Annotated in this window: 16 protein-coding genes; 5 read left to right on the top strand and 11 right to left on the bottom strand. The window is 41.1% G+C overall.

The window, feature by feature from the left end; genetic code table 11:
- Window positions 1-55: 55 nt before the first annotated feature.
- From ACHFIY_RS04005 to ACHFIY_RS03990, 4 genes are all read right to left on the bottom strand, one after another.
- The gene (locus tag ACHFIY_RS04005; protein ID WP_410844774.1) at window positions 56-1,042 is read right to left on the bottom strand and encodes a PorP/SprF family type IX secretion system membrane protein; all 987 of its coding nucleotides are present in this window, start codon (window positions 1,040-1,042) and stop codon (window positions 56-58) included.
- 15 nt (window positions 1,043-1,057) lie between these two features.
- On the bottom strand, window positions 1,058-7,177 hold the full coding sequence (locus ACHFIY_RS04000; RefSeq protein WP_410844773.1) for an Ig-like domain-containing protein: 6,120 nt from the start codon (window positions 7,175-7,177) through the stop codon (window positions 1,058-1,060).
- 218 nt (window positions 7,178-7,395) lie between these two features.
- On the bottom strand, window positions 7,396-7,677 hold the full coding sequence (locus ACHFIY_RS03995; RefSeq protein WP_410844772.1) for a hypothetical protein: 282 nt from the start codon (window positions 7,675-7,677) through the stop codon (window positions 7,396-7,398).
- A 404-nt stretch (window positions 7,678-8,081) separates the two neighbouring features.
- On the bottom strand, window positions 8,082-9,167 hold the full coding sequence (locus ACHFIY_RS03990; protein WP_410844771.1) for a hypothetical protein: 1,086 nt from the start codon (window positions 9,165-9,167) through the stop codon (window positions 8,082-8,084).
- Window positions 9,168-10,490: 1,323 nt separating this feature from the next.
- On the opposite strand from ACHFIY_RS03990, the gene ACHFIY_RS03985 reads away from it, so the two are divergent.
- Complete coding sequence (locus tag ACHFIY_RS03985) at window positions 10,491-11,279, top strand: S1/P1 nuclease (RefSeq protein ID WP_410844770.1); 789 nt, start codon at window positions 10,491-10,493, stop codon at window positions 11,277-11,279.
- A 267-nt stretch (window positions 11,280-11,546) separates the two neighbouring features.
- On the opposite strand, the gene ACHFIY_RS03980 is transcribed toward ACHFIY_RS03985, so the two are convergent.
- A complete protein-coding gene (locus ACHFIY_RS03980) occupies window positions 11,547-13,067 on the bottom strand; it encodes a sialate O-acetylesterase (RefSeq protein ID WP_410844769.1) in 1,521 nt (506 codons plus the stop codon).
- 194 nt (window positions 13,068-13,261) lie between these two features.
- Window positions 13,262-14,788 carry a T9SS type A sorting domain-containing protein gene (locus ACHFIY_RS03975; RefSeq protein WP_410844768.1) on the bottom strand — a complete coding sequence of 509 codons (1,527 nt, stop codon included), beginning with the start codon at window positions 14,786-14,788 and terminating at the stop codon, window positions 13,262-13,264.
- 478 nt (window positions 14,789-15,266) lie between these two features.
- On the opposite strand from ACHFIY_RS03975, the gene hisG reads away from it, so the two are divergent.
- Entirely contained in the window at window positions 15,267-16,157 is an 891-nt protein-coding gene (gene hisG / locus ACHFIY_RS03970; RefSeq protein WP_410844767.1) for an ATP phosphoribosyltransferase, read from the top strand.
- A 64-nt stretch (window positions 16,158-16,221) separates the two neighbouring features.
- Window positions 16,222-17,502: a histidinol dehydrogenase gene (gene hisD, locus ACHFIY_RS03965; protein ID WP_410844766.1), complete on the top strand. Its 1,281-nt coding sequence runs from the start codon at window positions 16,222-16,224 to the stop codon at window positions 17,500-17,502.
- Window positions 17,503-17,690: 188 nt separating this feature from the next.
- On the opposite strand, the gene ACHFIY_RS03960 is transcribed toward hisD, so the two are convergent.
- Entirely contained in the window at window positions 17,691-18,353 is a 663-nt protein-coding gene (locus ACHFIY_RS03960; protein ID WP_410844765.1) for a heme exporter protein CcmB, read from the bottom strand.
- Window positions 18,354-19,275: 922 nt separating this feature from the next.
- On the opposite strand from ACHFIY_RS03960, the gene ACHFIY_RS03955 reads away from it, so the two are divergent.
- Window positions 19,276-20,079, top strand: a complete 804-nt coding sequence (locus ACHFIY_RS03955; protein WP_410844764.1) for a hypothetical protein — start codon at window positions 19,276-19,278, stop codon at window positions 20,077-20,079.
- Here ACHFIY_RS03955 and ACHFIY_RS03950 read toward each other — a convergent pair.
- Window positions 20,074-20,649: a thymidine kinase gene (locus ACHFIY_RS03950; RefSeq protein ID WP_410844763.1), complete on the bottom strand. Its 576-nt coding sequence runs from the start codon at window positions 20,647-20,649 to the stop codon at window positions 20,074-20,076. The genes ACHFIY_RS03955 and ACHFIY_RS03950 overlap by 6 nt on opposite strands.
- 75 nt (window positions 20,650-20,724) lie before the next feature.
- On the opposite strand from ACHFIY_RS03950, the gene ACHFIY_RS03945 reads away from it, so the two are divergent.
- Complete coding sequence (locus tag ACHFIY_RS03945; RefSeq protein WP_410844762.1) at window positions 20,725-21,771, top strand: DUF8457 domain-containing protein; 1,047 nt, start codon at window positions 20,725-20,727, stop codon at window positions 21,769-21,771.
- Window positions 21,772-21,830: 59 nt separating this feature from the next.
- Here the strand turns inward: ACHFIY_RS03945 and ACHFIY_RS03940 are convergent, their stop codons facing one another.
- From ACHFIY_RS03940 to msrA, 3 genes are all read right to left on the bottom strand, one after another.
- Window positions 21,831-23,075, bottom strand: a complete 1,245-nt coding sequence (locus ACHFIY_RS03940) for a 3-deoxy-D-manno-octulosonic acid transferase (RefSeq protein ID WP_410844761.1) — start codon at window positions 23,073-23,075, stop codon at window positions 21,831-21,833.
- A gap of 138 nt (window positions 23,076-23,213) precedes the next feature.
- Window positions 23,214-24,368, bottom strand: coding sequence for a sensor histidine kinase (locus ACHFIY_RS03935; RefSeq protein ID WP_410844760.1), 1,155 nt, complete (start codon window positions 24,366-24,368; stop codon window positions 23,214-23,216).
- Between the two features lie 1,087 nt (window positions 24,369-25,455).
- The gene (gene msrA / locus ACHFIY_RS03930) at window positions 25,456-26,106 is read right to left on the bottom strand and encodes a peptide-methionine (S)-S-oxide reductase MsrA (protein WP_410844759.1); all 651 of its coding nucleotides are present in this window, start codon (window positions 26,104-26,106) and stop codon (window positions 25,456-25,458) included.
- Window positions 26,107-26,425 lie beyond the last annotated feature (319 nt).

The raw sequence follows: 26,425 nt of genomic DNA, 5'->3' as shown, positions 1-26,425 counted from the left end.
CTTACCCCTCCCTTTGAAGAGGAGTTGGGGTGTGAGGTCTAACTTTTACTACCTATTAAAACCTAGGGCATTTAAAGTAGCCTTTGTCTGTTCCTTTTTTATTGGAATACATCAAAGAAAACTCATAGCTGCTTGCCTTTTGTGCACCTGTGCCAAGGTTGGAAGCATTTATATCATAGCTAAAACCAACAATCAAATTATTGAAATTCAACCCTAAATAAGGATAAAAAGCATCCTTTAGCCTGTAGTTCGCCCCTAGCATCACATCTACTTCCTCAATAGCCGAATACTGCACATAACCACCTAGCATCAACTCCGTGGAACCGTCTTGTTTCATGAACACAGCATTGGGTACCACGCTTGCCCTATCAGAAAGGATTATCCTTGCACCACCATGCAAAGCATAGCGCACCGGAATTTTTGAATCGGCACTTGAAGGAAAAAAATTGTCTTTTGGTTGGGTGATATGCGCTGCCGAGAAACCACCAAAAAAATTTACTTGCTTGTCAGGGTCGGCATCGTAATAAGCCACGCCTGTGCTCATGTCAAAAACACTGGCAGACTTAGTAGGAAGGTTCTCGGGGTTTGCATCCGGATTAAATCCCAAAGAAGCCTTATATTGCCCACCTCCACGCAATTTAGCAAAATCAAAACGCCTATTAATAATACCGCCTTGCAAGGCAAAAGATATTACTTTTAGCCCATCCCTGCCAAACCTAATACCAGAATAAGAAATAGACCCACCACCATTAAAATATTTATACCCAGCATCCCCAGCAGATTCCTGCAGCAGGTTTACCCCAAAGTTGATATTCTTGTTGGTTACCATGTCTGCCGACACACCTATAGTGGAAAAAGCATTGGTAATACCACTCCATTGGTTCCTGTTGATGACACCTACCCTATAATCCCCATTGATAGACCCCGTCAAAGCTGGGTTCAACCATAAGGGGTGCATGTAATACTGCGAAAAATGCGGGTCTATCTGTGCCTTTGCCGTCACAGCAGTACCCATCAGCACTATCAATAAAATTTTCTTCATCGCTTTCATCGTTCTTTAACGTATTAAATTTACTGCTCCTTTTTTAGTTACCACTTCGCCACTTATTGTTGTGATGTTGGCCACATATACATATACCCCTACTGGCTGTGGTTTTCCTTTATAAGTACCATCCCAGCCTTTAGCAGCAATAGGGCCAACTCCTTTATAGGAAACATTCTCCTCATACATCAATTGCCCCCACTGGCTAAATATTTTCAAGTCAACCCTATCGATATTTACACCAAAAACCTTAAATGTTTGGTTCGCTACAGTGGTGCTACCAGGATACAGGAAGTTTGGCACATAAGTGTCGTTTAACGAATCCAGTATAATGATAGCTATTTGCTCAGAACTAGAACAACCACCAGCGGTAACTTTGTAGGTAATAACGTCTTTACCAACCCTCACGCCTGTTGCCACGCCATCCTGCTCTACGGTGGATACACCATTACCAGAACTTGTCCAAACCCCATTTGGCGGAGTACTGGAGAGGTTCAGCGTCAAGCCTATATGCTGCGTGCTGTCTGTGTTCTTGGTAATAGGATTATACAAAGTAATAGGAGCAACAGATGGTAGCCCTACCACGGTTAATGCAGACGAGTCGGAATTGATACACGCATTAAGGTCTGTATAAGTATAGTAAACCTTCGTGGCTCCTTTAGTAAGGCCGCTTACCAAACCACTTGTTCCGTTAATAGTTGCAAAAGTGGTATTCCCAATAGTCCATGCACCACTTGCTGGCGAGGCGGTACGGGTTATTGTGCCACCAACGCAAACACTATCTGGCTTAGCATCTATCGCCACAGTTGGCAACGCATTTACGGTTATTGTTTTTGGTTTTATGGTATGGCAATTACCTACGGGGTTTGTTACCGTGTAGTTTATTGTTGCCGTTCCTGCTGCAATACCTGTTACTTTACCATTTGCATCTACAGTCGCTATGCTGGTTGGTATGCTTGTCCAAACACCGCCTATACTATCGTCAGTCAATACAATGTTACTGTTAACACATACGCTTGAAGCACCTTGTATTTCAGCTACAATTGGTGACCCAACATTGATTACATGCCATTTTATAGTAACGCCACAAGTCGGATCATTAAGCGTATAATATACTGTATCTACTCCATTAGCGGCAACACCAGTAACTACACCAGTTTTTGAATCTACATTTGCGATAGTTCCTTTTGAAAATGTTGACCATGTGCCTCCAGGAGTAGCATCTGTAAACGTAGTTACACCTAATCCATTACCGCAAATATTTGAAATACCTACAATTTCTGCCGCAGTATTGGTATTTACCTGTATAGCAAAAGCAGTAGTGGTATCGCATCCATTTAGTGTATAAGTATAGAGGATATTTGTATTGCCTTGTGCAACACCACTGATTGTACCATCATTGGCTAGTGTTGGCGTAGCTATAGCAGCGTTGGCACTACCCCAAACACCGTCAGCAGTTGCATCTGCCAATTTAATAGTTGAACTTGTACAAACTTGGCTAGCCCCAGTTATTTTAGCTACGTTTGGTATTGGGTTTACGCTAAGAATGGTGTCTGCTTTCTGCACGCAGCCTTTGGCATCTGTAACGGTGTAGCTAATAATGGCTGTTTTGTTGGCTACAAGGCCTGAAACCACGCCTCCATTAACAGGGGCTGAACTTGGGTCGCTACTTGTCCATACCCCTCCTATTGTAGCATCTGCCAGTATGGTAGTCCTGCCAAGGCAAGCAATTGGCGTACCCGTAATTCGTGCAACCACAGGCAATGGGTTTACGGTGATTGCTTTTATTATCGTATTACTACAGCCAGTAACAATATTTGTAACCGTATAACTAATGGTATCTACACCCGCAGTCACAGCTGTCACCACGCCCGTAGGGCTAATGGTACCAATAGCATTATTATAGCTGCTCCATGTGCCGCCCTTAGTGGCAGTGGTATAAGCGGTTTTGCTGAATATACAAACAGAGTCCGGCCCGGTAATGGCTGCTATAACTGGCAGTGCACTCACTGTAATTGTTACACTATTCCCTATTGGGGCACCTTGGCAACCATTAGTAGGAAGATAAAGAATACTTACAGGCGTAGAGGTAGCCTGTACACCATAAATAGTACTAGAATCGCCTGTTGCACTTGTACCAAAATTAGCATAGGCAGTATTCGTACTAATCCATTTCACAGACGTGGCACCCTTTGTATCATTTGTAAACTTGGTTGTATCGTTTACGCATATAGGATTCCTGTAATGATAGGCCCCGATAATTGGTGGGCCAATAAACAACTGTTTTGCGGTATAGATTATGCCGCAATTATTAGCAAGCGCATAAGTAATGGTTACATAACCGTTTTTCTTTAAGCTTGCTGCTGCTGTTACAACACCCGTTGCATCCACGGTAGCAAAACTGGAATCACTGGTAGACCAAGTTCCTCCTGCAACAGGATGCGTTAATGTAATATTATCACCATTACAAACTATAGAATCTCCAGCAATTGGTTGCACCGGTATAGCAAATTCCACCGATAATATAAAAGTAGTAGTAGTATCCCCACAGTTATTGGAAACCTTGTACTTGATGGTGGTAGTCCCAACCGATACGCCCGTGGCTATTCCAGTGTTGGAATCAATAGTTGCTATGCTTGGGTTGTCGCTTGTCCATTTACCCCCAGGAGTACTATTGCCCAAAGGATCTTGGGCTTTAGTACAAACTATATTGTTTCCAGTGATTGGTCCCACAACAGGCTTGCCCACGGTAAACAAGAACGGAGTGGAAGAGGCAGTGCCGCAACTATTGGTAACACTATCGGTAATAGTAGTAACACCAAAACCCACCGCAGTTACCAGCCCTGTTGCAGGGTCTATGCTTGCAACAGCTGGGTTGCTACTGTACCATGTGCCGTTAGGGGTAACATTAGTAAGTGTGGTAGTATCCCCAAAGGTGCAAAGTGCTGTTTTGCCAGCTATATCTGCCACAGTAGGCGGGCCCACATGCAGGTTGAAAGGGCGTACAGTAGTGCCACAATCGTTGCCTATAGAATCTTTAATAACCACATCGCCGTTGGCAATGCCCATTACTAGCCCATTAATGTCCACGGTAGCAATGGCTGGGTTGCTGCTAACCCATATCTCTAAGCCATTGGTAAGTGGCGTGGCCAAGGCTAACTGTATAGTTTGGCCAACGCAGATGGTATGCTGCCCAGTAACCGTATCCACATCCGATGGAGTTACTTGAATGGTTAAACTCACTGTTTTAAAGCAACCTGTTACAGGATTGGTTACAGTATATAGCAAATTGCCACTTACTGTAGCGGTAGGGTCTTGTTGTATCACGCCCAATATTTTGCCGCTTGCTTGGTCAAGCACTTTTAGCACCGTAGGATCAGAAACGCCCCATATACCGTCCGGCGTAGGGTCTGTATATAACTTAAAGGCGCCTTGGCAAACACTTGGGTCGCCAGAAATAGGCTGCACATCTGGCACGGGGTTTACCTTGAAATGGATGGTATCGCTGTTTGCATCCGAAGGCACCACGCATGGGGCAGTGCTGTGCAGCACCACATACAGGGCATCCCCGTCGTTCACTGGGTTGACATTGGGGTCTATGGTAAACGTAGGCGTAGATATGCCAGAAGCAATTAGATTATTATTTAAGTACACATCAAAAGTAGGCAAAGGCTGGCCAGTAGGTGGTGGCCCACCATTAATGAAAGTAGGGGAAATGATGATATTTGTTCCTGCACACACCGTGTCTATCGCTGGCAACAAGCTTACCGAAGGCGCAACATTTGGCGTGATAACAATAGGTATGGTTACCGATGCCGTTTTAGGCGTGGCACAGGCCACGCTGCTGGTAAGTACAAAGGTAACACTGTCGTTGTTTTTCAAACCCGTGTAAATATACTGTGCGCTATCTGCTGGGTTGGTAACGTCAACATTGTTCAAGTACCATTTTTTTGTTGGGTGCGTGCCAGGGTTTGTATTGCTAATATTTGTAAATTGAACCGGAGCCGTGCTGTTTTGGCAAATCAGCGGACTTATTGGGTCTATTGTTGCACTAGGTGCTGGTAATGGGTCAAATATTTTCAAATTCATTGAATCATACGCATCACGTGGTATGGCACAAATAAATGTTGTATTGGTAAGCCGTACGCCGATGGTATCAGCCGATGTAAGCGTTGCATAGTTGGTATAGCTAGGCAAAGTATCGTTAGGCAGTACGGTATGGTTAAAGTACCATTGGTACTTAGGCGCGGTTCCGGAACTAATGGAATCGGTTACAGCGTTGAACTGTATGGTATCCTTGAATCCTAGGTTTGTAGGGCACAAGCCATCTTGTGTAGGCACTATCTTTACCACTGGTATTATAGATTGCGTTATATTCATCGTCAGCACATTGCTCAATGCCGATGAAGTATCATAGGGGCAGCTATTGTATTTTTTCATCAACAATACTGCCTGTACTTGGTCGCCCGTACTGAATGTTTGTGGGCCATAATTATATTTTTTTATGGTAATGTCCCCGTCTTTGAAAATATTGTCGGCAAAGAGGGTATCACTCACTACCCCACCAATCAGCCTTGTCCACCGCAAGGTGTAAGTGGCAGATGTGTCGCCAATAGTATTCGGGGTTACTTTCAGCAAGAAAGAATCGCTAGCCGCAGAGCAGATGGCCGTGTCGCCAGAAATAAAAATGGTTGGCGGGGCAATGGAGTCGAGGATGGTTAAAATTATCTTGGTGCTTATCTTATTATTGGCACCAAGACATGAAACACTACTATTCAACATGTTAATGAGGGTATCCTTGTTTTTTAAACCACAGGCTATATATACACTATCAGTAGAAACCAATGTATAATCGGCATCGTTTATACCCCTTTTATACCAGTAATATTTATCTGTTATACTATGCTCATTTGGCACTGCTGAAAACTTAATACAAGTCGTGTCTTTACAAAAAGTCATGTAAATAGTAGAACTATCCCTAACCAAAACAGTGTCTTTTAGCTTTAGCCCAAAAGTATCCACCAAAGGCTTTGGTGTAGAATCTAGCATTATAGCCATTTTAAGCGAGTCTGGTATTGGGTATAATTTTTTGCCAATAAAATAAGTATTAGTAACGCTATCAGGTATATCTGCCCTAAATCCAGTACTGTCAGGTTGTCCCCTCCTATGCCCAATCACGCACTTTGCACTTGTTGTTAACAATACCGTTATAGTATCATTTTGTTTTGAATATTGTGTTGTTTGTTTGGTTGTATTCAATATTGTATCTGTACCAACAATCAAAGAATCAGTTAACCCATTAATACGCCATTGGTAATGGAGTGACGAGTCAACAAAGCCACCAGGCTGAGAGGCCGTATAAACAATATTTTCGGGGCAAACTGGGGTTACAGTGAACTTTTCATCAGTTGTAATACCTACATTTAGCGCATATCTTGCATCTTTTTGAATGGTTTTTCTCCAAGTATCTATAGGATCTTTGAACGAAGCAGGGCTTTCATTACCATTTGCTGAGCCTTGTTTCCAATTAGCAATATTGCTTGTCCAAAATGCGGTATCCCCATTATAAGTAGGTGAAATTATCTTAGTTAAAGTACAATACTGCCCTGCCGTTAAAATTAAATTAGCAGGTGTTTGTAATATTGAATCGCGAGGCGGCACGTCGCTGGGGAGTCCAGTTATAGAATCGGTAGGCACATTTTCCAACCAACTAATCGGTATAACGTATAGGTTAGGAATTATTTTACCAGTACTGTCATCCACAACGCTCGGTGGAATACTGCCATTTTTACTTTTATCGTTATAAATAAGGATAACAGAGCCATACAGGATAGAATCCCAAATTGGAGTGTTTGGGAAACGGTATTTGCCAGAAGCAATGCCTGGCAAGCCATTGCCATATTTTGTTAACCCATTATGGTCATATACTACAAAATGACTGATATTGGCAATGCTATCCCCGCCTAGTGCCTCACTACAGGTTTTTTGGCCATAAATAAATAATTTAATATATTCTTTCTCCGGGTCGCCACCTCGTGAAAACTCGGTAGTAATTACCTTGTATTTTAATGTAGTTTGGGCATTAGCTGACATGCAAACCATAACCAACAGCAGCAAAAGTATATTCTTTACCATAATCAATGTTCATTGAAACTATCTACGAAAGTATCAATAAATTTGATTACTGCCACGGGTTTGTTAATAAAAAGCAGCCTTTCATGCAAAAAAAAGCACTGCACACCGATTATTGGGCAATTATGCAATATTAAAAATGAATTAAAAAGACTTTGTGCTCATTTTAGGACATGGTTCTTGGCCTAAGGTTTAATCTTTCAACACATAAAATACACGCATTACTTGCTCACGATTATATAAATAACCATCGTAATCAGCCAAGAAATAGTTATAACATAAAAAAGTATGGTGGTGGGGTTGTGCATTTTTTTAAACTTCAACCAGCGTTCCTGCCGCTCGTCGCGCATGGCATACTTGCCATAGTAGTTTAAAAAATTCCTAAAGGCGTAGCTAGGCCGCTGCGGCTTATACCAAAATAAAATAAGCAACTTTAAAATGCCGAGGCTTAGGGCTATAAAAAGCCCATACGATTTTATTAATACAAATAGTTCGTCAATCATAGCAGGAGTAACTCAGATGGTTTATAAGTCGTAAAGATAATATTCCAGAAACATCTAAAAAATGATTTAAGTACATTTTAATGAAAAAAGGCTTCTCAAACTGTTTTTATTTCAAATTACTAGTACATTTTCATTTACTTTATGCAAATAAGACAATTTTTTTGCTAAAAAACGCAAACTAATTTTACTTTTTTTAAAATAAAAAACATATGAGCGGAAAAATTACTATATCAATGGCAATACATTACGTTAATTGAAGCGAATGGCTTAGACACAAAGTTTCCCAGAGACATTCCGCAAAGGGGTACAAACAAAAGGTAAAACGCTCCACTCCACTGCACCTTTTTCTTCTTTTTCTTAAACCTTTGTGCTTCTTTGTGCTTTCGCATCTTTGTGGCGAGTAACTAATCATCAAACCGCACTTTGGTTTTGGGCACCATTTTCAACTTGTGCAGCAAAATTTGCTTTAGCTGTATTTTTACTATCTGCCCCATGGTCTTGGCCCTTAAAAATGTTTTTTGGTTAAAATGAGCCGCCAGCTCCTGGGCAAGCCTACCTATCTTTTCCGGCTTAGAAATGGTGTCGTGGCACATAATATCTATAAGTTCCTTCATCCTGTACAGTGCCGATGCCATCCTGAATACCACTTTTGTGCGCTCCTCTGCCTGGTACTGCACAATGGACTCCTTATTCAGCATCTTAGCCACCACTTCTACAAAGGGAAAGTTGTCTTTAAAAAACTGTGGCAGATAAAGGTTTTTTCTGCCCTCGTAGCTTTGCTGGTCAAAGTCTATTGCGCGGATAACGTATTGGATATTTTCAATGTCTGGGGTAATGTCCACTACAAAATTATAACTGCGCATGTCGCCTAGCAGCCGCATGAAACAGCCCTCGTTAAACTTCACAAATTCCTTGGCAAACCGCACCTGGTTGGTATCGGGGTGGTGCAGGTAATTTTTAATAAACTCATCGCCGGGTATGCCTGTTATATGTTCCTCAATAAGGGTTTGCTTGTTGGTAAAATAAGTCATCCTGTTTGGCGACAACAAATGCTCCAGCTCCAGGCCATATACCCTGCTAGCATCTGCCCGTTTTATATAGTAGTGGTCGTAATTGTCGTTGTATTTGTTTACGATCCTAATCCTGAAAGGCTGGCTGTTGCCAAAAATGCAAAAATCAATGCGTGCCACGTCTAGGTGGTTCACAAAGCTAAAATCGCCCTCGGTTTTCAAGATGGCATACACTTTTATAAGCCCATCCCGAAGATAGTTCCACTCCCTCATATCGTAAGACACGGTTTCCCAATAGGCATCCTTGCCTGTCTTGTCTTTCAAGGGTATGCTGTAGGTAAACCTTTGGAGTTCCTCGTATTGTATAGGCAACGATACCTCCCTGCCATATTTTACAAGGTATTTGCGCAGGTCATCTTTAATCGGGTAAATGGGTTTTTTCCTACTTGGCTTGCTTTCTTCGTTTATTTCTGCATCCATTATCGTATCATTTTAAACGCTTGCCTTGCCCTTGAACAAGCACTCCTCAAAGTTTTTTGTAAAGTACGCAATATTCTTATTTTCCGCCTAAATTTAAAAATAACATAATAATTTGGCTAATTCTTTTTTGAGGTGCTGGTTAACGGCAACTTATCATTTCATGCAAACTTGATTGGGGTAAATCAAAAACTTATTGCCCATTTTCAAGGGCATTGCCCACTTGGCTTGACCAGCTTTTGGAAACCAAATTGAATTTTGAGGCCTTTGTACACCATAACTCATTGAAATACAGTATTTTATGTTTTTTACAAGTGAGTGATTTGTGAGTGATTAGTGAGTGATTTATGAGTGATTTATGAGTGATTTATGAGTGATTTATGAGTGATTTATGAGTGATTTATGAGTGATTTATGAGTGATTTATGAGTGATTTTCGCGAAAAAAGTCGGTACCTTTTCGGAGTTTTTTGAGTATATATGTAAACTATCATGCCGTTTTTTTTATATTAAAAATAAGTTCTATGGGGTAGTCAGCTAAGGTTAGACCAACCACACGGATTGTGCTAATGAAAAGAAGGAGCCATATATTACAAAGTTGGTATTGATTTTGGATTTGTGTAAAAGGACAATCCTATATGGGGGAAAATTTGGTTACTCATGGGGGCATATTTCCCCCATATAGGATTTTTATTTTGGGCTATATACCTTATTCTTGCCAATTTTACATTAAAGGAGCAACTAGGGGCATCTTGGCCTTGCCTCCCGCATCGGATATTAGTTAGCTTAGGAAAATGATAATCCACCATCAAAATCTTATCAGTTTCTTATCAATAAATTATCATTCTATTATAATAAAACTATTATTCCATTATCAATACAGTATCATAAAATTCACTTAAATTATCATAAAAAATGAGGCTAAAAAAACATAAACTACTGAATACCAACGATTTACAAGAAATAAAGGAAGTAGCAAAAAAAAATAACCCACCGAAAAACAAAAAAAAAAACCATTTCAAACCCGGCTTTGAAAAAAATTAACCCATAGTATAGATAGAGCCTTATTGCTAAAAATGAGAGATTAGGCATATAATCATTTATTCGTTCCCATAAAATTTTGTGCTTCTTTGTGCCTTAGTGTCTTTGTGGCTAACTTTATCTTCTTAGTCGGTTAGTGGCTAACCTATCCATTTGTGTTATCGTGTATTTATGGAGAAAAATAACAACAATTTTTAATGCTTTTTTAAGTACCAAAGAAATAAATTCATTAATATTGCTAAAATATAAAAATTGCTATCTAGCACTTGATATCTACAAATTTTTCAATGAAAAAGACAATAATCACGCTTTTTGTTATCGCAAGCCTGTTTTCAATGCCAAAAATATCCTTTGCTTGGGGCGCAAGGGGGCATAGGCTAGTTGCAGAAATAGCCTTCCACTATCTTGACGACAGTACAAAAGACATAGTAAAACATTATTTGCGTAAAACAAGTATTGAGGATGCGGCAACCTGGATGGATGAAAACAAGTCCAATAGCTATTACGATTTCATGCGGAGCTGGCATTATGTTGATATTGATAGAGATAGCGTGTATCATGTAAGCTCAGAAAAAAACCTATTGACTGTTTTAAACAGCGTAATTGCATCTTTAAAGCACAGGGAAAACCTGAGTGATTCCAAGATTAAGGAGTATATAATGATGGCTTTCCATTTAATAGGCGATTTGCACCAGCCGCTCCATACTGGCTATACAGAGGACAAAGGCGGAAATACAGTTCAGGTAACAGCACCGGCCTACGCTGGCAACCTGCATGGCTTTTGGGATACTGATATTATTGAGTCGCAGAATATTACATTGGACGATTGCATAAAAATGTATGACAGTTTTACGCCTGTGGAAATAAAAAGGATACAACGCATCAATGTGCTAAGCTGGATGAACGAATCACGCTCGTACTTGGATAGGGTTTACGACTTTAAAGATGGAACAATACCCCAATCGTATGTTGACGCTAACGCCCCCCTGGTGAAAAAGCAATTGCTCATTGCCGGGCTAAGGCTGGCAAGCGTATTGAAAGAAGTTTTTAAAACAGTCCCTGCCCCTGTTCAGTAACATGTTTTTTCGCCACTAAGGCACGAAGACTCGAAATGGTATAAAGGAAAAGATAATTTAAAAGTTGTAGAACCACGTAAGAGTAAGTTCAACCAACTGCCGAGAATAGCGACCACGGGTTGCACCTACTGCTACTATTGTTTAATCCTTTTAGGCTTTTAAACAAATTCATCAGTACCTCAAAAAGAATTAGCTCTATTATTTAAGTACCCTTTAAAATATCTTGTCTTTGTGCTTCTCCGTGTCTTTGTGCCTTTATAGCAAAAACTATTCCACATCCGTCCTGAAAGGGCTGGCTGGCAAGCCTTCCTTGTTGAATAAATTGCCAAAAGCATTGTTTACAAATGCGTATCTTGCTGCCTTAGGTTGTTTTACATCATCGCTATACACCACTACTTTATCACCTTGTATGCTGGCTTTGGCAGGAACAAATGTTTTGCCATCCGATGAAATGGTAAACCCTATTAAATCCCCATCTTTAGCTACCAAGCCACCGCCCTTGTGCGTGAAGCTAATTTCTATTTTGCCATCTTTTTTTGTATAGCCTTCATACACTGGGCCAGAATACTCCAGTTTCTTTTCATTGTAGGCAATTGCCCTTGCAGCTAGCGCAAGCCGCTCTCCCACAGGCCTTTTATTTGTTGGGTGTATGTCGATGGAGTCGCCACAGTCAAGTGTTACCACCATTGCCGTGTTGGGTGTTTTTTGTAGGGCAATCAATTGTGCTTCCCTTAGCTCGGGCGTGTTTGTCCTGAACGGTGCTATTTGCACAAACAAAAAAGGGAAATTGCCAATAGCCCACCTGCTGCGCCAGTCGGTTATCATGGTCGAAAACAAGGTTTGGTATTGCTTTGACCTTGAAACGTTCGACTCGCCTTGGTACCAGATTACGCCTTTGATAGCATAAGGTATCAATGGGTTAATCATGGCATTGAACAAACCGCCACAATCCCCCGATTTCACAGGGTCTATCGGGGCTGCTGGCTTGCGGGGCAAAGGCTTGCTGCTTTGCCTTGCTGCTGCCGTGTCTGCCGCCCATTTTGCCAATATAGTGGCTTCATTATCATTGTATTTTTGCAGTGCTGCTGGGTAATCTATTATTGATTTGTCGTATCGTTCTACCAATGTTTTCAGTTCAGGGTTGGCTTCCAGGGCATCACGGCTAGCCCACTTTTCAGCTGACGTTCCACCCCATGAGGAATGGATAAGCCCAATAGGCACTTTCAGGTTTTTATAAAGGGTGCTGCCAAAAAAATAGCCTACTGCCGAAAAATTTTTTACAGTGCCAGTGTCGCAAACTACCCACTTGCTTATTACATTTGGCAAAGGGGTGGTCGATGCAACGTGGCTCAATGCAAATTCCCTTATTTCAGGATAGTTGGCATCCGCAGCTTCTGCCAACCAATTCAATATGGGCTTTTGCCCTCCTCTTAGGCCCAATTGCCTTTCCATGTTGCTTTGCCCGCTGCATATCCATACCTCGCCCACTAGTATATTCACCAGTTTTACTGTATTATTCCCTTGAATAGTCATTTCATAAGGGCCGCCAGCTTTTAAAGGCTTTAATTTCAACATCCATTGCCCCTGTGCCGCCACCGTGCTTACGGTTTGCCCGGCAAAGGTTACTGTTACTTTTTCGCCATCATCGGCAATGCCCCAAACTGGCACCGCCACGCCACGCTGCAGCACAGCATTATCACAAAACAAACCATTGGGTACTACGTTTGCATACAACGAGGATACCCATAACCCGATAAACAATAAAAAAAGAGGTTTCATTTTATTCATATAGCTGTTTTTTGGCAAATATATTTTAAACTGGCAAATCAAAAATACTATTAGACTCCCCTTAGCCAAAAGACTATTGGTTTAAAAGAAGGTTTAAAACTAAAAAGCAAATAGTACACAAAAGAACAGGCCGCCCCAAAAATTGGAGTAGCCTGTGTAAGCAAGAAAATTTATACTTGATTTTAAAGCTGTAATTACCTGCCCGTTACTACTATTTTGCCAGCAGTGTATTCAGCACTGCCAGCATCTTTTACACTTACAATATATATACCTGCCGCTACTTTTAGGCCTTTGTTATTGCAGCCATTCCATATAGCATTTGTGCCTGTGGCTACGGCTTGGTAATAACGCTTGCCTTGCAAGTTTGAAATGGATATTGTTGTGCCATTTTGCAACCCACTTATGGTAAACGTTCCTGCATAATTTGCAGGGGAAGGGTTGGGATAAATAGAAACTTGCTTGCTGCCATTAATGCCCAAGGCAATTACTTGCGAGTAAGTTTTGCTGCCATTTTCATTAGCAACAATACGGTAATATACGCTGCCATTAATATTTTCAGCAGCTTGCCATTGGTAAGTAGCTACCACGCTGCCAGTTTTTTTTGCTGTTACATTTCCTGCTATTAAAAAATTTATACCATCATTGGAACGTTCTATTTGGTAGCTATTGGCCTGCAGGTTTGTTTCGTCTGCCTGCCAAACCAACGTTGTAGTTCCATTGGTGTTATTGCCCCTAGCGCTCACAAATTTCACGGGCGTAACTATTGGCAAAGTGGCCAGCCAAATAGTGGCGTTCATAATCAGTCTTTGGTGATTGCCCGAAACATCGCCCGTATAGCCAGTATATAATGTAGAAGATGGGTTGCCCGTGCCATCGTCAAAGGGCGAGCTGTCGCCAATAGCAACTACCCTTCCTTTGCCGTAGCGTGCGTAGGCACAAAGGACATTACTATTTCCCGAGGTGCCTGATTTATAAATAACTGCTTTTACGGTTTGGTTAGCCGACGGGGAAATAGTCAGGGATGTGCCGCTGCTCCATTTTACAGTTGTTACGTTACCCATAGGCCCGTGCAACAGGGTATCGTTGGCTGGCAGGGCAGCCAAATTTGAGAATGTTCCTGAAAAAGAGGCAGAGTCAAAATATATGCCAAAAGGGTTGGCCTGCAAGCTGTTGTTTTTTATAAAATCGTCCCAGATAGCCCTTGCATCCCAACCGTCGCTATTCCTGTCTGCGCCTGCATGGTCAGAAATCATAAACAATCCGCCACCGTTTTTGATGAACTCCATCATGGCCGTTTTTTCGGCAACAGTAAACTGTATATTGGGTTCGCATACTGCAAAAACAGTATAATTGCTTAGGTCTTGCACATTAGTGGCATCGCCATAGGTTATTTTGCCTGTATAGGGTAGCGTTTCTACTGTGTATCCTTTGTTTACGCAATCAATACCCCAGCTAGATAATGCACCTGTCCAGTAGGTTTCAGGAGTACTGGCAGTGATGGTGCTTTGAGCAGGCGTGGGTATTCTTTGGGGGTTGGAGTGTGTGCCGCCTGTCTTAGGGCCTGGGCTCCAGTTGATGTTGTGCAAATCTGCATCTATCACCCAGTCGGCAGTATTGCCAGCAGACTCAGCTTTTGTTGCATCAAACAATATCTTAGCCTGCCCAAAAGAGCCACTAGTGATTAGGATAAAAAAAGCAACAAAAGAATAGAACTGGCGCATAAACGGTGAAAATTTTTTAAAAAAATAGAGGGTTTACTTAAAATTTATCAATGAAAGCCATGATTACTAAAAAAACTGGCTGCGAAGCTAAGACACACGATTATTCATTGTGCTGCCTAAGGATATTTTAATTGTTAAAGTATATGTATTAACGCTTTTGTTGCCACAAATGCACGAATGCCCAATAATATTTTATTCCTGCCTATTCGTGCATTCTTGGCAAATTGATTGGAAAATTTATTTTCAATGCGGGAATTTTAGTTCCGTAATAAAATTTTGCTTTTTTACCTTTTCCCCTATTTTTGCGGCATGAAAAAAATTACGGCACTATATCATCATTACCATCAATTGCCCAAGGGTAAGCAATAAGATATTGTGTTGCGCAGGAACATATATAGCTACAGGCTTACTACATATAGCAGTAAGCCTGTTTTTATTTTATGCCCTATAAATAAACTAAAAAACTTAAACATAAATAATGAGTAATATTGAAAACACCCCTTACAACAATGGGGGCAAATTGAAATTAGCCATCCAAAAAAGCGGGCGGCTGCACGACGATAGCATCAAACTATTAAAAGAATGCGGGATAGACATTAGCAATGGCGTGAACAAATTAAAAGCAGATGCCAGTAACTACCCGTTGGAAGTGTTTTTTTTGAGGGACGATGATATACCACAATATGTGGAAGACGGCGTGGCCGATATTGGCTTTGTAGGCGAAAACGTAGTGTTTGAAAAAAATAAAAAGGTAGATGAGGCAGAAAAACTGGGCTTTGGCAAATGCCGCTTGAGCATTGCCATAGGCCGCAACGATGAATATACCGATGCTACTTACCTGCAAGGCAAAAAAATAGCCACCTCCTACCCTGTTATCCTGCAAAGTTTCCTAGACAAAAACAATATAAAAGCTGAGATACACGAAATTAGCGGCAGCGTGGAAATAGCACCCGGTATAGGGCTGGCCGAAGCCATCTGCGACTTGGTTAGTAGCGGCTCAACCTTATTTATGAATGGGTTGAAGGAGGTAGAAGTTATCCTGAAATCAGAAGCGATACTTATCAAGAACAAAAACTTGGATGCCATTCAGCAGCAATTGCTTGACAAGCTCATTTTCCGCATACAATCGGTAAAAAAGGCAAAGAACAACAAATATGTGTTGCTGAATGCGCCCAATGAAAACCTTGACAAAATCATCCAGCTATTACCCGGCATGAAAAGCCCAACCGTTTTGCCATTGGCCACAGAAGGGTGGAGCAGCGTGCACAGCGTGATAAAAGAAAGCGACTTCTGGGATATAATTGAACAGTTGAAAACCTTGGGGGCACAGGGCATTTTGGTAGTACCTATTGAGAAAATGATTCTGTAGGCTATTTTGAATTAGGGATACAAATTCGTGTAATTCGCTAAAATTCGTGTTTTAAAAAGAAGATATGCTTCAAATAATTGATTTACGGGATGCTAGCACAACAAGCGGCAAAAACATAAAACGCCCTGCCATCGACAATAGTTTTTTGCAGCAAAAAGTAAAAGCTGTTTTGGATGATGTAAAATTGTCTGGCGATGAAGCTGTGGTTAAATATACTGCCCAGTTTGACGGAGTATCCTTGCCCAATTTCGTAGTTTCGGCACAAGAAATGGAAGAAGCCAATTCTTTATTGGGAACCGATTTAAAACAAGCCATCCTGCAAGCGGCAAGCAACATCAAGTTGTTCCACCAAAAACAGCTTAGCCCCGTGGAAATAGTAGAAACCACCCCCGGCATACAATGCTGGCGCAAAAGCGTAGGCATAGAAAAAGTGGGCTTGTACATTCCAGGCGGCTCTGCCCCCCTATTTTCAACTATTTTAATGCTGGGCCTACCTGCCCAACTGGCGGGCTGCAAAGAAATAATATTATGCTCCCCCCCAAATAAGGAAGGAAAGCTGCACCCAGCCATATTGTTTGCTGCGTCAGTTGCAGGCATCACTAAAGTTTACAAAATCGGTGGTGTGCAAGCCATTGGGGCGATGGCCTATGGTACTGCATCCGTGCCACAGGTATATAAAATTTTTGGCCCTGGCAATCAATATGTAACCTGTGCCAAGCAAATGATACAGCAGGAAGGCATTGCCATAGACATGCCCGCAGGACCCAGCGAAGTATGCGTATTGGCAGATGAAACAGCAAACCCTGCTTTTGTAGCGGCTGACCTGCTTAGCCAAGCCGAGCATGGCCCAGACAGCCAAGTGGTGCTGGTAACAACAAATGAACTAGTTGCCCAAAATGTAATGGCAGAACTAGAAAAACAAGTGGCTTTATTGCCTAGGGCAACAATTGCACTAAAAGCCCTGCAAAACAGTAAAGCAATTATTGTAAGCGACATAGCAGCGGCAATAGATTTAGTAAATGAATATGCCGCAGAGCATTTAATTATTAGTTGTGCCGATGCAGCCGCCATAGGCGAAAAGATAATAAACGCAGGGTCTATATTCCTAGGGAATTACTCGCCCGAGAGCGTAGGTGACTATGCTAGCGGCACCAACCATACCCTGCCCACCAATGGTTTTGCCAAGGCATACAGCGGCGTAAGCGTGGATAGCTTTGTAAAGAAAATAACCTTCCAGCAATTGACCAAAGAGGGCTTGCAGCACATAGCCAATACTGTTGAATTGATGGCCATAGCGGAAGGGCTAGATGCACATGCGAACGCAGTGGCTATCAGGCTGGCTTGATTTACTTTTTTTGCCACATAATAAAAAGGTCAAAATAGATTATTACTTAGATGTAATTTTGGTTAACCTGCTATGAAGGCACAAACACACAAACTTGCACCTGAGTAGTAACGAAATGTACAATTTTTTTCTTTGCTTAATTCCTTCGTGCTACTTTGAGCCTTCGTGCCTTTGTGGCAAAAAAAATATTAATCTTTCCACAAAAAAGGGAAAAGGATAATGGCTAGGGCAATAATCAATACATCCAAGCCAGCTAGGGAATATACCAGTTGCAGCCAGCCTTCCATTACCACATCGCTGAAAGCTGGGACAGATATTTTCATCAGTAGCAATATTTGTGGTATGATAATAGGGAAGCCCATGATGGCCATTAAAGCGGCAGATTGTTGCGCCCTTGCTGCAATGGCTGCTAAGAAAGTAAACACCAAGCTAAGGCTTGCACCGCCCAGCAAAGTGATGCCAATAAAAGTACCCATATTGTTTACTGGGTTTCCCAGCAACAGGGCAAACAAAGCAAGGCATATACTGCTCATCACCAGCATGAGCAGTAGGTTGAATATTAATTTTGCAATAATAAAATCAGTAGCCCCTGCAATTGAATAAAAATACAGCATCCTGCCCCTGCTTTCCTGCAAAAAGCTTTTGGCAACAGCATTGATGCAAATAAACAATTGGGTTATCCAGAATAAGCCGTTCCAAACCTGCTGTTCGGGCTGCCCCATAGACAAATAAATAACAAAAGTGGTAGAAGCAACATATAGCAATATGCCATATAAGGTGTATTGTTGCCTTGTTTCCAGCAGTATGTCTTTTTTAACCAGCGTTGCTATGGGATGTTTGCGAATATCCATGATATTTGGCAAAGGTAGGTGTTAGTCGTAAGTAGTAAGTCGTTAGTCGTCAGTGATACGAAGTAAAGAAATACTTTGAAGTTATTGTTCAACAATCATTAAACGCCGATAGCACGACATACTGGTTAATGGGGGTGCATAAAAGTTTTTCGCTTAGTTGCCGTTTTTTATTGGGCAGCTTGATTTGGTAACTTTCCAAAAGTTGCCAAATCTGACATATAAAAGCGAAAAACTTTTATGCACCCAAGTTTTTCGCTTTGTGGCGATATTCCTTAATCTTTAAAAACCTTATCTTTGTGCCAGAAATGCCCTTGCTAAAAACCTAGGTTAAACACATTTTACAAGCTATCAACTAGTATTTGCATCAATGTTCTTTTTTTATTAATATTAAGATAGTTTTAGCTTAAAAAATTAGCCTTGTATCGATGGCTGTAAAATACGCAAAAAATACGCACAAAATGAGCATGAAATACGCAAAAAGTAGGCACGAATCACTCAAAAAATATGCACAAAATAGGCACAAAATACGCATTAAAATTTGCCGTTATTGTTGATAATCAATGATTTAAAGGCGTGGGGACGTTTTTTCAAAAAATCGCAAATAGAAAAAAAACCGAAAATTGTCAAAACTGAAACTATTTTAATAAAAAACCCAAAAAAAGTAATAGTCTAGAAATTTTATAAGTGTCCTCGTTTTGCATCCCATCTTCTTGCCCCTGGGGGTGTTTGTTCCGGCTTTTTGGGATAAGTGGCGGGCAGGGTTATAGTAGGGTATTTTTTCACTAAAAAGCGAAAAACTTTTATGCACCCGTTAATGGCCTTGAGCATATAAAACGAATAAATTTACAAGATTTCGATTAAACCTTCACAAATGCTTAATGCATACTTTGAATACCCGACACTAAAACAATTGAATAATACAATGAAAACAATCGCCTTCTCTACAAATATTTTGTGCGTGCTGCTCTTGCTCAGCACAGCCGCAAAAGCCCAGATTATCAATGTTGACAAAACAGATACCCTGCCTTATAGCAACAAAGCAAAGTGGGACGGCAACATTGCCGCTGGCATAGAAATAGACAAGCAAAACAGCACCCTGTACGATGCTACCAACTTGCTCGACTTGTCAATGCAAAAAAAGAAAATATTATATATCTTATCTGCCAGCGACAGATTCACCTACAATGGCCCGCAGGATTTCCTGAATACTGGGTTTGCCCACTTTCGCTTACGCTACAACTACAAGGCAAAATTGCACCCAGAAAGTTTTGTACAGTACCAGTGGGACGCAAAGATTGGCATCCGCCACCGCTTTGTGGCTGGCGAAAACCTGCGGTACAATTTGTTGCACCACAAACAATGGGAAATAACCATTGCCACAGGGCTAATGTATGAAAATGAAGTATGGAATTATGCAGGGGTAGATACCAGCAAGCTGCCAGCCATAACAACGGATGTTGCCACCCATGTAATAAAAAGCAACAACTATTTAAAATTAGAGGGCAATCTATCTCCCAATAGCTCTTTAAAACTAGCAGTTTTTTACCAGGCTTTGTTTGGCTCATTTTTCCAGCCACGTATTTGCACAGTAGGTAGTTTTTCTGTAGATGCCACTAAGCACTTTGGCATCAGCCTTACTTATTCAGGCATTTATGATAGTAAACCCATTGTGCCTATTACCAAGTTTTATTATACGCTTAGTAATAGCATTGTTTATAAGTTATAGTTCTTTTCCCTTATTATAACACCTCCTGCACCTTGGTTCATAGCTTTCTTTTTCCCCTACCAATACCTGCCCTTCTTGTGCCGTTTTCCGGTACGATATGTTGGCAATATTGCCACACTGCACGCAAATAGCATGTAACTTGGTAATATAATCTGCAATGGCAAGCAAATTGGGCATTGCGCCAAAGGGTTTTCCCTTATAGTCCATGTCTAGCCCCGCCACTATTACCCTTATGCCTTTGGCGGCAAGAGATTGGCAAACGTTCACAATTTCAGGGTCAAAAAATTGCGCTTCGTCTATGCCCACCACATCCACGTCATTCGCCATTAGCAAAATAGTTTGTGAATTATCTATGGGTGTAGAATGTATGGCGTTGGCATCGTGGCTTACCACATGTACATCGTCATACCGTGTGTCTATTGATGGCTTGAATATCTCTACTTTTAGGTTTGCAATCTTCACCCGCTTTAGCCTGCGTATCAATTCTTCCGTTTTTCCACTGAACATGCTGCCGCAAATTACCTCTATCCAACCAACCTTTTCTCCACTTAAATTGGGCTCAATAAACATTTGTAAAATATTTCGTCTAAAAATTCGTTATTATAATAGCACTCATGCAAAAAAAGCGAAAAGTATCTACATATCATGGAAAGAGTAAGCCTTCTTATCAACAAATTACAGCAACTACAGCAAGAAAATGCTGGCACAGATATTTTACTTGCTATCTCGCAAATGCTTGTGGCAGAGCTACAAGCGGAACAGCAACACCCTAGTGAGACATCAAAAGTGTCTGTTATTATGCCGAAACGGAACTTTATTGTTTCGGCAGTGGAAACAACTGCCGAGCCTGTTATGGCAGTAGCAGAAGCCCCTGCATGGACAGCACCCGTTTTGCCAATAGCCATAGTGGAAGAGCCAAAACCAGAAGTGGTGGCAATAGTAGAGCCAATTGCTGAGGAAGTTGTTGTTGAAGAAGCAATTAACGAGGAAGAAACACTATATCAAGAAGAAGTACAAGTGCCTGAAACAATAGCCAAGGAAGAAAAAAATGAAGAAATATTGCTAGAGGCAATACAAATAGAAGAACCAGAAGAATTGCAAGAATTAGTTGCCGAGGTAAGCCAGCCAGAAATTACAGAAACGCCTAGGGAAGAATATGTTTTGGTAATGCCAGCTGAGGAAGTACAGGAAGTAGAAGAAGTGAAAGAAATAGAAATAGTTGAAGAAATAGCTTCTGTTGAAGAAAAAGAAGCAACACCGCCATCGTCTATCATGGAAAATGCCCCCGGCAATTTCTTTTATGAAAACTATGCCCAGCACATACCAACCCTGCCGCATTTTGAAGCAGTGCACAAGCCTGCTACGCATGAAACACTTGTGCTTGCAGAGGAAAAAGACATCAACTCCTCTTTCAAGGAAGGCAAGGTAGAAGTGGCTCACCTGCTGGAAAACACCCCTATCAAAGACCTAAGGAAGGCCATCAGCATCAACGACAGGTATTTGTTTATCAACGAATTGTTCCGTGGCGACGAAACCATGTTCGACCGCAGCATTAAAACAATCCAGAATTACACCATTTTGCCAGAAGCCACTTTTTGGATACAAAGGGAACTGAAAGTAAAACTAGGCTGGCCATCAAAGAGTGAAGTGGTAGAATTGTTCGACCAGTTGGTAAAAAGGAGGTTTTCATAAAGTGGTAAGTCATAAGTATTAAATACGAGTAAAAGTATTTCCTAAGAAATACTTACCACTTATGACTCACCACTCACAAACTCCACTATCCTCTCCGTGGCACCTGCTTTTTGGGCAACAAAATCCTTTGCGGCAGTGGCGGCTTGCTGGTAAAATGTTGGATTATTAAACAAATCATCAAATACCTTTTCCAGCTCCAAGGCATTTTCTACGCTGAATGCTGCGCCATTATCCACCAGCCCTATGGCTTCTATGTATTTGCTGTATTCTGGGCCAAATAACACAGGTTTGCCATATACGGCAGCTTCTAGGGCATTGTGTATGCCATCCTCGCCAAAACCGCCCCCAATAAAAGCAATGGTTGCATAATGATACAGCTTGCTCAACATGCCCATGGTATTAATCAATAACACATTTGACGGTTGACCGTTGACAGTTGACCATTGACCGATAACATTCAACGGTGAACCGTATAGCGCAACACATTCGTCAATCCTACTTTGCTGAATATCGTGCGGGGCGATGATAAATTTTATTTCAGGGTGGGCTACTATATAATGGTGCAGCACTTTATCGTCTTCCAGCCATGTGCTGCCCGCTACTATCACTTTTTGGCTATTGCCAATAAATGCCTCAATGGCTGGTATGGGTTGAAATTGCTGCGCAATGGCAAGCACCCTGTCAAAACGGGTGTCACCGCTTATGGTTACATTTTTTTCAATACCAATGCTTTTAAGCAAACTGGCAGATGCCTCATCCTGTACAAAAAAATGGTTAAAGCACAACAACATCCCTCTATTAAAGCTGCCGTACCATTTAAAAAAAGGCTGGCCTGCCCTAAAAATCCCCGAAACCAGTAAAAGGGGTATTTGCCTGTTCTTGGCTTGCTGCAAATAATAATACCAAAACTCATATTTTACAAACAGTATCAGCTTGGGTTTTACAATATCAAAAAATTGTTTTGCATTGGCTGCGCTATCCATGGGCAGGTAAAACACCCAGTCTGCAATGCTGTCATGCTTACGCACTTCGTAACCCGATGGGGAAAAAAAAGTAACCAATATTTTAGACGCAGGGTACTTTATTTTTAGTTGTTCTATTACAGGCTTGCCCTGTTCAAACTCTCCCAAGGAGGAGCAATGCACCCAAACAACAGTGGCAGTATTGCCTTCAAAAGCCTGCCGCAAGCGTTCAAAAATATTTTCCCTGCCCTTAACCCATAGCCTTGCTTTTTCATTTTGATAGCCCAGCAGCCGTGCTGCTAGTGGGTACAGGTAAATAAATATTTGGTAAAAAAATTTCATCGTAATTGTTGTTGGAATAATAAAGACCTCACCCCAGCCCTCTCCAAAAGAGAGGGAGCCAGCCGCTGATAAAATTCAAATGCCTAATATAAATTGAATTTCTTCATGCCTTAGAGCATTTGTGGCATGGAAAAAAAACTACTTGTTCAAAATTACCCTGAAAGTAGTGCCTTTTCCTATCTCACTTTGCAACACATAAATCTGCCCTTTGTGGTATTGTTCTATAATCCGTTTGCTTAGCGTTAACCCCAGCCCCCAGCCACGCTGCTTGGTAGAAAACCCGGGGTTAAATACTTTGCCAACATTCGCACTATTTATCCCCTTGCCCGTATCGCTTATATCAATAATAATTTGTGCAGCGGCATCTTTAATATTGATGGAAATATTCCCCTTGCCTTCCATGGCATCCAAACCATTTTTAAGCAGGTTTTCAATTACCCAATCAAACAATGGCGGACAAACCATGGATGGAATAAATGTTTCACCAAAGGTATTTAATTCAAAGTTCACCTTTACTCCTGCCCTCTTTTTAATATAGTCCACCATGTTCCCCACTAGTTCTATAATGTTTTTTTCTTCCAGTATGGGCTTGCTGCCTATTTTGCCAAAGCGGTCGGTAATCAGCAGCAGCCTGTTGATGTCTTTTTCTATTTCAGGGGTTATTTTCTCGTTGCCTTCTATTTCTTTCATCATTTCCAGCCAGCCTTGCAGGCTGCTTACTGGTGTGCCCAACTGGTGCGCAGTTTCCTTTGCCAGCCCAGCCCACACTTGGTTTTGCTTGCTGTTGTAGTTGGCTCTTTGTGCCAGTAGTATTATGATAATAAAAAAGAAAACAATTACCAACTGCACCATTGGGTAATACTTCACTTGTTTTAGCAAAGTACTGGGGCCATAGTAATATTTATTGGCAATGTATGGTTTTTGGCTAATGACCAGCACAATTGGCGGCGCATATTCTTTAAATTCAGCAAGGGTTTCAGAAAGGTAGTTCTTGTTGTTTTTTACGTCCAGCGTGTCTAGGTTCAGGTAGTTGTTGGAGATATTGTCTTTTTCATCCGTTTCAATGATTGGGATATTGATATTGTCGCTTGAAATCCTAGTGGCCAAATTTAGATTTGCCGTATCAGACGAGTTCAGGATGGTTTTTTGTGCTTCTACCCATATTGCCACGTTGCTATGTTCCTGCGACGCAATTTTTTTTGCCAGCGACTCAGAATAAAAAATAGTGCCTGTGGCAATAAGCACAGCAATCACACCAAGCAAGCTCCGCCAGTTTACCCATTTTTGAATCATTATGCTAAAGTAATGTTTTTTAAAACAAAGGGATTAAAGGAAGGCGGCTGGGTTGCATTTCAAATATTCGCTATTTATCCGCAACAATACATAATTGATGGTAATAGCCGTACCCTAATTCCCGACCTCGTCCCAGCCCTCTCCGAAAGGAGATGGAGCAAGAAGTAAGGAGAGGAATGCGAAGGCTTAAGCGAATATTTCAACTCGGTTATTTTTTGTTTTTTGGTGGTTTATTTTTTTTACTATTTTCCTTTTTTTCTGTAACTCATTGATATTCATCTATTTATGTTTTTTTAGCCTCATTTTTTATGATAATTTATGTGAATTTTATGATAGCATATTGATAACAAAATGATAGTTTATTGATAGGAAACTGATAATTTATTAATAAGAAACTGATAAGATTTTGATAGTGAATTATCATTTTCCCAAGCCAAGTACCATCCGATGGAGAGGAAAGGCCAAGATGCCCCTAGTTGCCAGAGCAAACGCATAAAAAATTTATTCAATGCCTAATTACCTTTTTTATCCTAAAATGCTTTTTTTTAGTCCTTTTGCCTCATAGCCGGCGGGCTTCGTCTTCGCAACGCCACTCTATTTTATCCTTTGAAAAAAATATGCTGCGCATTTTTTTCAATCAGCCTGCGGCTGACCTGATAAAATAAGGTGGCTTATGCCAAGACTGGTGTCAAACTCGAAGATTCGAGCAAAAGAATTTTGATGCGTTTACCCTGCCCTAGTTGCTCCTTTAATGTAAAATTCGCATGAAATATGTATATAGCCCAAAATAAAAATCCTATATGGGGGGAATATGCCCCTATGGGCATCCAAAATTTCCCCCATATAGGATTCTTGCTGAACCCAGATTTTGCCAATAGAAAACAAAAAAAAACGAAATTTTGAAATGCACCCGGCTGCTGTAAGGCTTTTATAAAAAATATTAAAAAAGAGTATATTCGGAGTTAAGTTGACGGTTCAACGTTAACAGACACGACTGATTATTCTTAAAATCACTATTCTTTAGCCTAATCAAAAACAGACCATTGGAAAAAATCCAACAGCCTGAAACAACTAACACACATTAAACCTAATTCTCTTTCTTTAATTTATGCTTGAACACTTTTTCAAACTTTTCTACTTTGGGCCTTATCACAAATGAGCAATACCCTTGCCCCGGGTGGTCGTTGTAATAATTTTGATGGTAATCCTCGGCGGGGTAATAGTTCTTGAAAGGCTCAATGGCGGTTACTATAGGCTTGGCATACGCATGGCTTGCATCCAAAGCTGCCTTGTAATGAATAGCCTTTTCTTTTTGCTCATCATTCAGGTAGAAAATTACGCTCCTGTACTGCGGGCCCACGTCATTGCCCTGCTGGTTCATGGTTGTGGGGTCATGGGTTTTCCAGAATACTTCCAGCAAATCTTCATAACTAACTTTTGCAGGGTCGTATTCTATTTTTGTTACTTCTGCATGGCCCGTATTTTTGTCGCATACCTGCTCATAAGTAGGGTTTTCTACATGCCCACCGCCATAGCCGCTGCGTACGCTTACCACGCCTTCTATTCGTTGGAAAAAAGCCTCGGTACACCAGAAGCAACCCTCGCCAAAGTAGGCGGTTGCTGTTTTTACATTGGGGTCTGTTTTTGTTTCGCTCATATCTTTTTTTGTTTGTTTTTGTGCGCAGGATGCCAGCACACACAATGCCATTATCCCGCTGAATAATAATTTTTGCATCATTGCTTTTTTGTTTGCCTTTTTAACCTTGCCATGAGGCAACGATTAAATAACAAAGGTGAAATGAATAAGTTGATATACAATTATTATGTACGGAAATATTGACATTTCCTTACAAAGGAAGTTTGAATTGGGATAAGATTGTTTTTAGAGGTTAGACTTCTCCTAGGGTCGAAGTGATGTCGGCTGATGAACGGGGAAGTTTGTCTGAACCTGGATTTATGGGATTAGATGGATTTATGGGATTTTTCCTGCAAGCGTGCCGCTTGTGACCTTCACTTTGTTCTTGATGCAGGGTAATCGGTAACTTCCCGAAAGTTTA

It is taken from the genome of Parasediminibacterium schistidii (assembly GCF_046546515.1).
Lineage (GTDB): Bacteria > Bacteroidota > Bacteroidia > Chitinophagales > Chitinophagaceae > Parasediminibacterium.
Note: the sequence above shows the minus strand (reverse complement) of the source record. Positions and strands in the feature narration are given on the sequence as shown.

Excerpts from the sequence above, each read along its gene's own strand:
- ACHFIY_RS04005 (WP_410844774.1), bottom strand. The coding sequence starts at position 1,042 with ATGAAGAAAATTTTATTGATAGTGCTGATGGGTACTGCTGTGACGGCA.
- ACHFIY_RS04000 (WP_410844773.1), bottom strand. The coding sequence starts at position 7,177 with ATGGTAAAGAATATACTTTTGCTGCTGTTGGTTATGGTTTGCATGTCA.
- ACHFIY_RS03995 (WP_410844772.1), bottom strand. The coding sequence starts at position 7,677 with ATGATTGACGAACTATTTGTATTAATAAAATCGTATGGGCTTTTTATA.
- ACHFIY_RS03990 (WP_410844771.1), bottom strand. The coding sequence starts at position 9,167 with ATGGATGCAGAAATAAACGAAGAAAGCAAGCCAAGTAGGAAAAAACCC.
- ACHFIY_RS03985 (WP_410844770.1), top strand. The coding sequence starts at position 10,491 with ATGAAAAAGACAATAATCACGCTTTTTGTTATCGCAAGCCTGTTTTCA.
- ACHFIY_RS03980 (WP_410844769.1), bottom strand. The coding sequence starts at position 13,067 with ATGAATAAAATGAAACCTCTTTTTTTATTGTTTATCGGGTTATGGGTA.
- ACHFIY_RS03975 (WP_410844768.1), bottom strand. The coding sequence starts at position 14,788 with ATGCGCCAGTTCTATTCTTTTGTTGCTTTTTTTATCCTAATCACTAGT.
- hisG (WP_410844767.1), top strand. The coding sequence starts at position 15,267 with ATGAGTAATATTGAAAACACCCCTTACAACAATGGGGGCAAATTGAAA.
- hisD (WP_410844766.1), top strand. The coding sequence starts at position 16,222 with ATGCTTCAAATAATTGATTTACGGGATGCTAGCACAACAAGCGGCAAA.
- ACHFIY_RS03960 (WP_410844765.1), bottom strand. The coding sequence starts at position 18,353 with ATGGATATTCGCAAACATCCCATAGCAACGCTGGTTAAAAAAGACATA.
- ACHFIY_RS03955 (WP_410844764.1), top strand. The coding sequence starts at position 19,276 with ATGAAAACAATCGCCTTCTCTACAAATATTTTGTGCGTGCTGCTCTTG.
- ACHFIY_RS03950 (WP_410844763.1), bottom strand. The coding sequence starts at position 20,649 with ATGTTTATTGAGCCCAATTTAAGTGGAGAAAAGGTTGGTTGGATAGAG.
- ACHFIY_RS03945 (WP_410844762.1), top strand. The coding sequence starts at position 20,725 with ATGGAAAGAGTAAGCCTTCTTATCAACAAATTACAGCAACTACAGCAA.
- ACHFIY_RS03940 (WP_410844761.1), bottom strand. The coding sequence starts at position 23,075 with ATGAAATTTTTTTACCAAATATTTATTTACCTGTACCCACTAGCAGCA.
- ACHFIY_RS03935 (WP_410844760.1), bottom strand. The coding sequence starts at position 24,368 with ATGATTCAAAAATGGGTAAACTGGCGGAGCTTGCTTGGTGTGATTGCT.
- msrA (WP_410844759.1), bottom strand. The coding sequence starts at position 26,106 with ATGATGCAAAAATTATTATTCAGCGGGATAATGGCATTGTGTGTGCTG.